The sequence below is a fragment of the Defluviitalea phaphyphila genome, from assembly GCF_001466305.1.
In the GTDB taxonomy this organism is placed as follows: Bacteria; Bacillota; Clostridia; order Lachnospirales; family Defluviitaleaceae; genus Defluviitalea_A; species Defluviitalea_A phaphyphila.
The window spans coordinates 40,937-53,690 of the sequence record NZ_JWID01000003.1 but is presented as its reverse complement, the minus strand read 5'-3'; the positions used below and the strand labels follow the sequence as shown (position 1 = coordinate 53,690).

Genomic DNA, 12,754 nt, shown 5'->3' with positions numbered 1-12,754 from the left:
TTAATTACTTTATTTTATAATAATACCATCTGATTTTTCAATAGCCTCTTCTATCATATTTTGTATGTTATCCAATGCTTTTTCAGACTTTAAAATATATTCTAATTTTGGTTTTGTTTCAGGATGTTTAGGTACAAAAATTGTACAACAATCTTCATATGGAAGAATCGAAGTTTCGTAAGTATTTATTTTTTTAGCCATGGTCACTATTTCTTCTTTATCAAATCCAATAAGAGGTCTAAATACTGGCAAATTAACTGCTGCATTAGTTACCGTTAAACTTTGAATTGTTTGACTAGCCACTTGTCCTATACTTTCTCCTGTAACTAAAGCTTGAGCATTTTCTTTTTTAGCAATTTTTTCTGAAATTTTCATCATAATTCTTCTCATTATAATAGTTAACTGTTGATGAGGACATTTTTTATAAATTTCTAATTGTATATCTGTAAATGGTACAATATATAACTTAAACTTTCCTGTATAAACTGCAATTTGTTTTGCTAAATCAATTACTTTTTGTTTAGCTCTTTCACTAGTATAAGGAGGACTGTCAAAATAAATTCCTCCTATTTCCACTCCTCTTTTTGCAATCATCCATCCAGCTACGGGACTATCTATCCCTCCTGACAAAAGAAGCATAGCTTTCCCATTAGTTCCAACAGGCATTCCTCCTGGACCTGGAACAACTTTAGAATATACATAAATAGAATTTCTAAGTTCAATATTTAATCTTATCTCTGGGTTATGAACATCTACTTTTAATTGTTCACCCATATTTTTTAAAATATATGCTCCTACTTCCCTGGATATTTCCATAGAATTAAGCGGAAAATTTTTGTCAGAACGTTTAGTTTCTACCTTAAATGTATATTTATTATTTTCACATACTGATTTCATATGAGAAAGTGCTGTTTCTTTTATAGTTTCCATATTAATATTATCATTTTTTATTCCTAAACATACTCCTACAACTCCAAATATTTTTGTTAATCTATTCATGATTTTATCTGAATCTATATTTTCTTCTGGTTCTACAAGTATTCTTCCTTGGTCTTTTTGAATATGAAAATTCCCTAATTCTTTGATACTTCTTTTTATATTTGTAATTAACGCATTTTCAAACAAATATCTATTTTTACCTTTTATTGCAATTTCTCCGTATTTTATAAGATAAATATTTTTCATATTTTATTTCCTCCTCATTTAAACATGCGAAGTGTAGATACTATTTCTTTTAAAGCTTGAACACATAATTCTACTTCTTCTAAAGTATTGTATTTTGAAAAACTAAATCTTACAGAGCCTTGTATCTTTTTATTATCTAATCCTATAGCCATTAAAGTATCACTAGGATGTGGTTGATTTGAAGAACACGCAGAACCAGTTGAAACATAAATTTTTTTAGCTTCTAAAGCATGAAGTAAAACTTCTCCTCTAATATCATCAAACCTAATGTTTAAAATATGAGGAGCTCCTTTTTTTATCTCTGGCCCATTAATATAAACATCACTAATATTTTCTTTTATTCCTTTCCAAAGTTCATTTTTTAGGGAATATAAATGTTTATTTATATTTTCTAAATCATCATATGCATTCTTTGCAGCTATTCCTAATCCAGCTATTCCAGGAACATTTTCAGTCCCTGAGCGAAGCCCTTTTTGTTGATTACCTCCAAAAATCAAAGGTTTTAATCGTATTTCCTTATTTTTATAAAGAGCTCCTATTCCTTTAGGACCATGGAATTTATGAGAACTAATACTTAATAAATCAATATTCCATTTTTTTGCTGGTATTTTAATTTTCCCAAAGGACTGAACAGCATCTACATGAAATATTGTATTTTTATTTGTAGATTTTATTATTTTCCCTATTCTATCAATATTTTGTATTGTTCCAATTTCGTTATTTACATGCAAAATACTAACTAAAATTGTATCCTGTCTTATTAGTTGTTTTAATTCATCTTCATTAATATATCCTGAAGAATCTACAGATACATATGATACTTCAAATCCTTCCTCTTCTAAATATTTAAAAACACGATAAACCGAAGGATGTTCTATTTTTGATACAATTATATGTTTTCCCCTTCGATGATAAGCACGAGCTGTTCCAATAATAGATAAATTATTTGACTCCGTTCCCCCAGAAGTATAAAATATCTCATCTTCTGAAACATTTAATAATGAAGAAAGTATCTTTGTAGTTTCTTTTATATATTTCTCTGCTTCTACTCCTTTTATATGAAGAGATGATGGATTACCATAATCTTTTTCAAATATATCAATCATTTTCTTTACAACTGAAGAAGAAACCTTTGTGGTCGCTGCATTATCAAAATATATTTCTTTCATATTATCACCTTTTTACAAAATATTAAAATCTATTTTCAGAAAAAAACTGGCAGGATATCCTACCAGCTTATTATTTTTTTATTACATTATTAATTGCTTGGAGTACCCTTGATTTTTCAAAAGGTTTTACAATAAAATCTTTTGCTCCTTTTTTAATAGCATCTACTACCATAGCCTGCTGTCCTAAAGCTGAACACATAATAATTTTTGATTCAGGACTTACTTTTAAAATTTCTGGAATCGCATTTATTCCATTCATTTCAGGCATTGTAATATCTAATGTAATAACATTGGGCTTAAGCTTAGCCGCCATTTCAATTGCTTCTAATCCATTACCTGCTTCTCCTACTACTGAAAAACCTTCTTCAGATAGCATTTTTTTAAGAACAGTACGCATAAAAATTGCATCATCTACTACTAAAAATGTTAAATTTGACATAACTCACACCTCTCCTATTTCGTACATCATAATTGATAAAAGAAATAACCCCGCAGTTTCAGTACGAAGAATTCTTTTTCCTAATGTAATAGGGATAATATTATTTTCTTTTGCAAGAGATATTTCTTCTTCTGTAAATCCTCCTTCAGGTCCTATAAATATAGCAATATCTCTTCCCTCAAACTTTTTAAATATATCTTTTAAATGATTTATTTTTTCTTTTTCATATGCTATTACTTTAAAATCTATTTTTTTCGCTTCTTTTATAGCTTCAGAAAAAGTAATAATTTCTGTTATATTTGGAATAATTCCTCTTTGACTTTGTTTTGCTGCTGCTTCTGAAATTTTTTGCCATCGTAATAATTTAGATTTTTCCTTTTTCTCATTTTCTATTTTTACAATTGTTCTATCAGTAATGACAGGAACTATTTTATAAATCCCCATCTCAACACATTTTTGAATAACTATATTCATTTTGTCTGATTTAGTAACTCCTTGAAATAAAGTTATTTTTACTTTTGGTTCTCCAGAAGAAGAACGAGAAGAAATTATTTCTGTAACAATTTCTTCTTTATTAATATTTTTTATTATACACTCATAATCCGTTCCTTGTCCATTACAAATTATTATTTTATCATTATTTTTTAATCTTAATACTTTTGATATATGTTTTACATCTTCTCCATAAATACTTATATTATTATTTTTTATTTGAGTAGGTTCTACAAAAAACCTATGCATATTATCACTCTTTCATCTGGGCTATTATTGCACACCATTCTCCTTTTTCATATATATTAATAATATCAAAATTATTATTAATAATTGTTTCTTTTACTTCAGAAAGTCTAGATTTTATAATTCCTGAAGAAATAAAGAATCCTTTAGGTTTTAAAAATTTAAAAACATTTTTAGAAATTTCAATTATTATATCTGCAATAATATTTGCTACAACAATATTTGCTTTTTCTGTAATCACATCTAATAAATTTCCTTCATAAACTTTCATAATATTATCTACTTTATTTAATTTTACATTATTTTTTGCAACTTTTACTGCATTAGGGTCTAAATCTACTCCTATAACTTTTTTAGCTCCTAATTTTGCAGCACTAATTCCTAATATTCCACTTCCACATCCAATATCAAAAATTATATCTCCTTTAGATATAAATTGTTCTAATGCTTCAATACACATAGAAGTAGTTTCATGTGTTCCTGTACCAAAAGCCATTCCGGGATCCATTTCAACTATAATTTCATCTTTACATTTAGGAATATATTCTTCCCAGGTTGGTTTTATAATAATGTTTTTTCCAATTTTAATAGGCTTATAATATTTTTTCCATGAATTTACCCATCTTTCTTCATCTATTTTTTCAATTTCTATTGTTCCTTTTCCTATATCTAAAAATTGTTTTATATTATTAAGTTTTTCTTGAATTTGAATTATTTTTTCTTCATAGGGATTATCTTCTGGTATATATGCCTTTATTAAAACTTCTTCCATATCTTTATTTTTTAAAATATCTTCATCTATATAATCCCAATCTGTTTTTTGTTTATTTTTAATAATAGAAGTAATATCTTTAGGATCATTAATTTCTATACTAGAAATACCTATCTCTGTTAATCCATAAGATATTGCTTCTACTGCTTCAGTTTTTGTTTTTATTGATATACAAACCCATTTCAAAAATTTCATCTCCTTATTTTTTAATTCCCAAATGCTTCTCCAAAAGCTTCTTTAACTTTTTCAAAAAACCCTTTTCTTTGTTGATAAACTTCATCTCCACTTATATTGGCAAATTCTTCTAGTAATTTTCTTTGTTTTTCATTTAATTTAGTAGGAACATCTACTTTTACTTTAACATATTGGTCTCCTCTTATTTTAGGATTTCTAAGATGAGGAATTCCTTTTCCTCTTAAACGAAATACAGTTCCTGTTTGTGTTCCTTCTTTTATTGTATACTTAACATTACCTTCTAATGTTGGAACAACTAATTCTGCTCCTAAGGCTGCTTGAACAAAAGTAATAGGAATTTCGCAATATATATCGTTTCCCTTTCTTTCGAATATAGGATGTTTTTCTATATATACTGTAATAAAAAGGTCTCCATTAGGTCCTCCTTTTTCTCCTGGTTCCCCTTTACCTTGAATTCTTATACTTTGACCATTATCAATTCCTGCAGGAATACTTACTTTAATTGTCTTGTTTTTTCTAACTTTTCCTTTACCAGAACAAGTATGGCAAGGATGTTTTATAATTTTCCCTTCTCCCTTACATACATCACAAGTTCTAACACTGGTCATAGTACCTAAAAATGTATTTTGAGTATATCTAATTTCTCCTGTTCCACCACAGTGTTTACAAGTTTCTTTATGAGTTCCTGGTTTTGTTCCCGTACCATGGCAAGTTTCACAATTTTCCCATAAAGATAATCTAATTTCCTTTTCTGTACCAAAAGCTGCTTCTTTAAATGAAATACTAACATTAGCACGGACATCTGCTCCTTTAATAGGACCATTTCGTCTTCTGTTTCCCATACCTCCGCCAAATATATCTCCAAATATATCTCCAAATATATCTCCCATGCCAAAACCATCGAATCCACTAAATCCACCTGCTCCAGAACCTGCTCCATTTTCAAAAGCTGCATGACCAAATTGATCATACTTAGCTCTCTTTTGTGGGTCACTTAAAACTTCATACGCTTGACTAATTTCTTTAAATTTCTGTTCAGCTTCTTTATTATTAGGATTCATATCTGGATGATATTTTTTGGCTAACTTACGATATGCTCTTTTTATATCAGCATCAGTGGCATTTCTATCTATTCCTAATATTTCGTAATAATCTTTTTGCGCCAATTTTTTCACCTTCCAATTTAAAGTATTACAATTTTACATATATCTTATCCTTTAAAATTATATTTAATTATCCTGTATTTGTTCAAGTTTTTTATAAAAAATTAAATATAATTTTATAGTTTATTTTATATATTTTATAATTATAAAATGATAAAATCAAATTTTTTACTTAGAAAAAGCCAAAGAATTACTCTTTGGCTTTTTTTATTATTTATTATACTTCTTTATAATCCGCATCTACAACATCATCTGGGCCATTTTGGCCATTTCCTTGCGTTGTGTTAGAATTTGGATTTGTTCCTCCTTGAGAAGCTTGTTGTTGATATAGTTTTGAAGAAATTTCATAAAATGCATTAGTCAAATCTTCTTTAGCTTTTTTAAGTTCTTCTACTTGTGCATCAGTTATAGTTTCCACATTAACTTTCGCAAGAAGGTCTTTTAAATTTTTAAGCTTTTCTTCTACTTTAGTCTTATCTCCTGCTTCTACTTTATCACCTAGTTCTTTTAATGTTTTTTCTGTTTGGAATACCATAGACTCTGCTTCATTTTTTGCATCTATTGCTTCTTTTCTCCTTTTATCTTGTTCTGCATATTGTTCTGCCTCTTTAACAGCTCTTTCAATTTCTTCTTCACTTAAGTTAGTACTTGCAGTAATTGTAATATGTTGTTCTTTACCAGTTCCTAAATCTTTTGCTGAAACATTAACTATACCATTAGCATCTATATCAAAAGTAACTTCAATTTGTGGAACTCCTCTTGGAGCTGGAGCAATTCCATCTAATCTAAAACGTCCTAAAGTTTTATTATCTTTTGCCATTGGACGTTCCCCTTGAACTACATGAATATCAACGGCTGTTTGGTTATCTTCTGCAGTTGAAAAAATTTGACTTTTTCTTGTAGGAATAGTTGTATTTCTTTCGATTAATTTTGTTGCTACTCCTCCTAAAGTTTCAATTCCAAGAGAAAGAGGCGTAACATCTAAAAGAAGTATATCTCCTGCTCCTGCGTCACCTGCTAATTTTCCTCCTTGAATTGATGCTCCAATTGCAACACATTCATCTGGATTAATACCTTTAAAAGGTTCTTTACCAGTTAATCTTTTAACAGCTTCTTGCACTGCAGGAATACGAGTTGAACCTCCTACTAAAATAACTTTATCTAAATCTGAAGTGTCAAGTCCTGCATCTGAAAGAGCTGTTTTAACAGGTCCCATAGTTTTTTCAACTAAATCAGCTGTTAATTCATCAAATTTAGCTCTAGTTAAAGTTATATCTAAATGTTTAGGACCTTCTTGATTAGCTGTTATAAATGGCAAATTTATATTTGTTGTTGTTACAGTAGATAATTCTTTTTTAGCTTTTTCAGCTGCTTCTTTTAAACGTTGCATAGCCATTTTATCTTGACTTAAATCAATTCCTTCTGCTTTTTTAAACTCTTCTATTAGATAATTAATAATTCTATTATCAAAATCATCTCCACCTAAATGATTATCTCCACTAGTTGCAAGAACTTCAATAACTCCATCTCCAATTTCTATTATAGATACGTCAAAAGTTCCTCCTCCAAGATCATATACCATTATTTTTTGTTCTTTTTCATTTTCTAGACCATAAGCCAAAGCTGCAGCTGTGGGTTCATTTATAATTCTTTTTACATCTAATCCTGCAATTCTTCCAGCATCTTTTGTAGCTTGTCTTTGACTATCAGAAAAATAAGCAGGAACTGTAATAACTGCTTCTTTTACAGTTTCACCTAAATACGCTTCTGCATCTGCTTTTAATTTTTGAAGTATCATAGCAGAAATTTCTTGTGGACTAAAAGATTTATCATCAATTTGAACTCTATAATCTGAACCCATATGTCTTTTAATAGAAATAACTGTTTTATTAGGATTAGTAACTGCTTGACGTTTTGCTGCTTCTCCTATTAATCTTTCGCCATTTTTAGCAAAGGCAACTACAGAAGGAGTAGTTCTTGCCCCTTCAGAATTTGGAATAACAACAGGTTTCCCACCTTCCATTACAGCTACACAAGAATTTGTTGTTCCTAAATCAATACCAATTATTTTTCCCATAATTTATCCTCCTTATTATACTATCTTATTATTACTATTTTAATTTGCTACTTTTACCATACTATATCTAATAACCTTATCTTTAAAAATATATCCTTTTTGAAACTCTTCTACTATTTCATTTTCTCCAAAATTCTCATCTTCTATATGACTAACTGCATTATGTAAATTAGGATCAAAAGTTTCTCCTACAGCTTTAATTTCTTCCACACCTATAGAAGTTAAAATTTCTTTAAATTGTCTATATATCATTTCCATTCCTTGTAAAAATGGATTATCTTTATCTTCCTTTTCTCCAACTGCTAAAGCTCTTTCAAAATTATCAATTATTTGTAATATTTGTTCAACAGTATCTCTTACACCATCATCATAAAGAGCAGCTTTTTCTTTTGCTGTTCTCTTTCTAAAATTATCAAACTCTGCCATTACCCTTTGAAGTCGGTCTTTTAAATCATCTATTTCTTTTTCTTTTTCTTCTAATTTTAATTTAAGTTCTTCCTCTGTAGAAACCTCTTCTTTATCTTCCTCTTTGCTAGAAATATTTTCTTCTGGAGAATCATTTTTTATGGATTCTTCTTCAGAAGAAATATTGTCTTGAGCTTTTTCTTTAGTTTCTTCTTCGGTTTTTTCATTATTTTTTGTTTCATTTATACATTCACTTTTAATATTTTTTTCATTCTCCACTTCTCTCAACCCTTTTCATTATATTTTTCTTATTTTATCCATCTAAAATTTTATTTAATAATTTATCCATATTATTTGACATATAAGATAATAAAGAAACAACTTTTTCATATTGCATTCTAGTAGGACCAATAATTCCTATTGTTCCTACACTTCTTCCACCGATAGTATAAGAAGCTGTAATTAAACTACAGTTTTTAATTTCATCTATTTCATTTTCGCAACCAATAGTAATTTTTATACCATTAGAATTATGTTTTGATAAAATTGATACTAGCAAATCCTTTTCTTCTAAAGTATAAAATAATTGTTTTGCTTTTTCAATATCGCTAAATTCAGGAAAATTTAATATGTTCATTGAGCCACTTAAATATATATCTGGAGTACTACTTGTTTTAATAGTTTTATCAATAGCATCTAATATAGGATTTACTATTTCACCATATACTCCCATTTTAATTTTTAATTCTTGAATAAGAGGAAGATTTATTTGTTCTATATTAAGTCCTTTAAGAGATTCGTTTAACATAGCAGACAATTTATTTAAAGTTTCTTGGTCTGCTTTTACATCCATTTTAATTACATTATCAGTCACAAGATTAGCATCTGTCACAATAATTAATACAACTGACTTATCATCTAGAGGAATAAGTTGAAGATGTTTTAATCTAGTTTTTTGAATCTGCGGTGTTGAAACCATAGATGTATAATTTGTAATTAATGACAACAGCTTTGCTACTTCTTTCATTAATAAATCAATTTGATCAATTTTTTGCTTTAATAAATACTCAATCATTTTAATGCTGCTTTCATTAATTGTTTCAATTTTCATCAACTGATCTACATATAAACGATATCCTTTATCTGAAGGAATTCGTCCCGCTGATGTATGAGGTTGAATAATAAATCCCCATTCTTCTAAATCTGACATTTCATTTCTTATGGTGGCCGAACTTACTCCTAATTCATACTTTTTAGAAATAGTTCTAGACCCCACGGGTTCTCCAGTAGATATATAATCCTTTATGATAGCATTTAAAATTTTTATTTTTCTATCATCTAAATTCATCTAACCACTTCCCCCTAGGTTGTTAGCACTCATCTACTGTGAGTGCTAACTTACATTTAAAATACCACCCTATAATCCATTTGTCAAGATGTTTATGAATTATTCTGGTAAAAATTCTGAAAAAACTATATTAGACAAATCTATTCCTTTATGAGTTAGTCTTATATTTTCTTTATTTTTTTCCAAAAGTCCTAAATTAATAAGTTTATGTACTTTTTCTTTAAACAATTCATCAAAAGAAATTTTAAATTGATTATAAAATTCTGTAACATCTATGCCTTTTAAAAGTCTAAGTCCTAAAAAAATATACTCGGCATATTGCATTTTAGGTGAAAGTACTTCAATATCCTCTTTTAATTTATTTATTTCACCATTGGATTTAATATATTTAGATAAATTATAAGTATTATGATATCTCTTCCCCTCAAGAAAAGAATGAGCTCCTAATCCTATACCTATATATGGTTTATACGTCCAATATGTTAAATTATGCTTACTTTCAAATTCTAATTTTGAAAAATTAGAAATTTCATATTGAATATACTCTTTTGTACTCAAATATTTTTGAGCATAATGATACATTTTCCTATCTATTTCTTCATCTGCTTTTTTTAACTTTCCTTCTTTTTCTAGTAATCCAAAGGGAGTATTTTCTTCTATAGTTAAACTATAACAAGAAATATGTTCTGGATTTAATTTAGTTATTTCTTTTAAGGTTACTATCCAATCTTTTAAGGTTTGATTTGGTAACGCAAACATTAAATCAATATTTATATTATTAAATCCTAACTTTCTTGCTAATAAAAAATTTTTTATAAATTCTTCTACTGTGTGGATTCTTCCAATTTTTTTTAATAAATTATTTTGATAAGCTTGAAGTCCAATACTTAATCTATTAACTCCAAATTCTTTTAGTAAACTAAGATTATCATGATTTAATGTTCCTGGATTTGCTTCTATAGTTATTTCAGCATTATTTTCTATATTAAAATTCACAAATATATTTTTTAAAACTTTTTTTAATAGTTTAAGAGGAAGAATAGTAGGTGTTCCTCCTCCTATAAACACAGTAGCTATTTTATTATTTTTAAATAACTCTCCATAATTTCTCATTTCATTAACTAAAGCTAATACATAATCTTCCATTGACTCTTCTTTATTGGCATAAGAAGCAAAATCACAATAATAACATTTTGATTTGCAAAATGGTATATGAATATATAAACTAATTTTATTTTCCATTGTTTACTCCAACTTTAATACGCTCATAAATGCAGATTGAGGAACTTCTACATTTCCAACTTGGCGCATTCTTTTTTTCCCTTCTTTTTGTTTTTCAAGTAATTTTCTTTTACGACTAATGTCTCCACCATAGCATTTAGCAAGAACGTCTTTTCTCATAGCTTTAATAGTTTCACGAGCAATTATTTTATTACCAATAGCTGCCTGAATAGGTATTTCAAATAAGTGTCTTGGTATTTCCTGTTTTAGTTTTTCTGCTATCTTTCTTCCTCTTTCATAAGCTTTGTCTTTATGAACAATAAAACTAAGAGCATCTACTATTTCTCTATTAACCATAATATCTAGTTTTACTAAATCTGATGGATGATATCCGATTAATTCATAATCAAAAGAAGCATATCCTCTAGTTCTTGATTTTAAAGCATCAAAAAAATCATATATTATTTCATTTAAAGGAAGATTATAGGTAAGAACTGCTCTAGTTTCTTCAAGATAATTCATTCCTATATATTCTCCTCTACGTTCTTGAGCTAACTCCATAACAGCTCCAATATAATCTGTAGGAACAATTATTTCAGCTTTTACAATGGGTTCTTCCATATGTTCAATTTCAGAAGAATCCGGAAGATCTGAAGGATTAGATAAATCTATAACTTCTCCATTAGTTTTATATACTTTATATATAACACTAGGAGCTGTCGTTACTAAATCTAAATTATACTCTCTTTCTAATCTTTCTTGAATAATTTCCATATGAAGTAATCCTAAAAATCCACATCTAAATCCAAAGCCCAAGGCTGTAGAATTTTCAGGTTCATAAACTAAAGATGCATCATTTAACTGAAGTTTTTCTAAAGCTTCTCTTAAATCTTCATATTTAGAACCATCTGCTGGATACATACCACAATAAACCATTGGATTTACCTTTTTGTATCCTGGCAAAGGTTCTTTTGCAGGATTGTTAGCATCAGTAATTGTATCTCCTACCCTAGTATCTTTTACATTTTTAATGCTAGCTGTTATATACCCTACATCTCCAGCATTTAATTCTTCTGTAGTAATAAATCTTCCTGGACCAAAAAAACCTACTTCATTTACTTCATATTCCTTCCCAGTTGACATCATTCTAATTTTCATACCTTTTTTAATCATACCTTCTTTTATTCTACAAAAAGCTATTACTCCCTTATAAGGGTCATATACTGAATCAAAAATTAAAGCTTTTAATGGATTATTAACATTTCCTTCTGGGCTTGGAATAGTAGTGACAATTTTTTCTAATACTTCTTCTATATTAATTCCTGATTTTGCAGAAATAAGTGGAGCATCTTCTGCAGGAATTCCTATAATATCTTCTATTTCTTTTTTTACCCGCTCTGGTTCTGCACTAGGTAAGTCTATTTTATTAATTACAGGCATAATCTCTAGATCATTTTCAAGAGCCAGATAAACATTAGCTAAAGTTTGTGCTTCTATTCCTTGAGCAGCATCCACTACTAAAATTGCTCCTTCACAGGCTGCTAAACTTCTTGAAACCTCATAAGTAAAATCTACATGTCCAGGTGTATCTATCAAATTAAAAATGTATTCTTCTCCATCAGAAGCTTTATATATTAACCGAACTGCTTGGGCTTTTATAGTGATTCCTCTTTCTCTTTCTAAATCCATATTATCTAAAATTTGTTCTTGCATTTCTCGTTCTGTTAATAATCCAGTCTTTTGGATAATTCTATCTGCCAACGTAGATTTCCCATGATCTATATGTGCAATAATACAAAAATTACGAGTCCTTTTTTGTTTAGAAAGGGGCATTATTTTGTCCTCCTTAATATAATTCATCTTATATTTAGCCTGAATAAAACCAACTGCTAATTAACAGTTGGCTTTTATGCTCTGCATTAATATATTATAACATAGGGAAAGTTAAGGCTCAATATCATTATTAATTATGCCATATAAAACCCATTATTATAACTTTTTATATGGAATTATTATTTAAAATCATAAAATATTAAAAATTT

General features: G+C 28.3%; 11 protein-coding genes. All 11 read right to left on the bottom strand.

The window, feature by feature from the left end:
• Positions 1–9 precede the first annotated feature (9 nt).
• Positions 10–1,185, bottom strand: coding sequence for a tRNA uracil 4-sulfurtransferase ThiI (gene thiI / locus OM90_RS02930; RefSeq protein ID WP_058485397.1), 1,176 nt, complete (start codon positions 1,183–1,185; stop codon positions 10–12).
• Between the two features lie 14 nt (positions 1,186–1,199).
• Positions 1,200–2,354, bottom strand: a complete 1,155-nt coding sequence (locus OM90_RS02925) for a cysteine desulfurase family protein (protein WP_058485396.1) — start codon at positions 2,352–2,354, stop codon at positions 1,200–1,202.
• 70 nt (positions 2,355–2,424) lie between these two features.
• A complete protein-coding gene (locus OM90_RS02920) occupies positions 2,425–2,793 on the bottom strand; it encodes a response regulator (protein ID WP_058485395.1) in 369 nt (122 codons plus the stop codon).
• Positions 2,794–2,796: 3 nt separating this feature from the next.
• Complete coding sequence (locus tag OM90_RS02915) at positions 2,797–3,534, bottom strand: 16S rRNA (uracil(1498)-N(3))-methyltransferase (protein WP_058485394.1); 738 nt, start codon at positions 3,532–3,534, stop codon at positions 2,797–2,799.
• A gap of 4 nt (positions 3,535–3,538) precedes the next feature.
• Positions 3,539–4,489: a 50S ribosomal protein L11 methyltransferase gene (prmA, locus tag OM90_RS02910; RefSeq protein WP_242860849.1), complete on the bottom strand. Its 951-nt coding sequence runs from the start codon at positions 4,487–4,489 to the stop codon at positions 3,539–3,541.
• A 20-nt stretch (positions 4,490–4,509) separates the two neighbouring features.
• Entirely contained in the window at positions 4,510–5,673 is a 1,164-nt protein-coding gene (gene dnaJ, locus OM90_RS02905) for a molecular chaperone DnaJ (RefSeq protein WP_456297650.1), read from the bottom strand.
• Positions 5,674–5,878: 205 nt separating this feature from the next.
• On the bottom strand, positions 5,879–7,738 hold the full coding sequence (dnaK, locus tag OM90_RS02900) for a molecular chaperone DnaK (RefSeq protein ID WP_058485391.1): 1,860 nt from the start codon (positions 7,736–7,738) through the stop codon (positions 5,879–5,881).
• A 39-nt stretch (positions 7,739–7,777) separates the two neighbouring features.
• On the bottom strand, positions 7,778–8,422 hold the full coding sequence (gene grpE / locus OM90_RS02895; RefSeq protein WP_242860848.1) for a nucleotide exchange factor GrpE: 645 nt from the start codon (positions 8,420–8,422) through the stop codon (positions 7,778–7,780).
• Positions 8,423–8,456: 34 nt separating this feature from the next.
• Positions 8,457–9,491 carry a heat-inducible transcriptional repressor HrcA gene (gene hrcA, locus OM90_RS02890; RefSeq protein ID WP_058485390.1) on the bottom strand — a complete coding sequence of 345 codons (1,035 nt, stop codon included), beginning with the start codon at positions 9,489–9,491 and terminating at the stop codon, positions 8,457–8,459.
• A 99-nt stretch (positions 9,492–9,590) separates the two neighbouring features.
• Entirely contained in the window at positions 9,591–10,733 is a 1,143-nt protein-coding gene (gene hemW / locus OM90_RS02885) for a radical SAM family heme chaperone HemW (protein WP_058485389.1), read from the bottom strand.
• A gap of 3 nt (positions 10,734–10,736) precedes the next feature.
• Entirely contained in the window at positions 10,737–12,545 is a 1,809-nt protein-coding gene (lepA, locus tag OM90_RS02880) for a translation elongation factor 4 (RefSeq protein ID WP_058485388.1), read from the bottom strand.
• Positions 12,546–12,754: the final 209 nt, after the last annotated feature.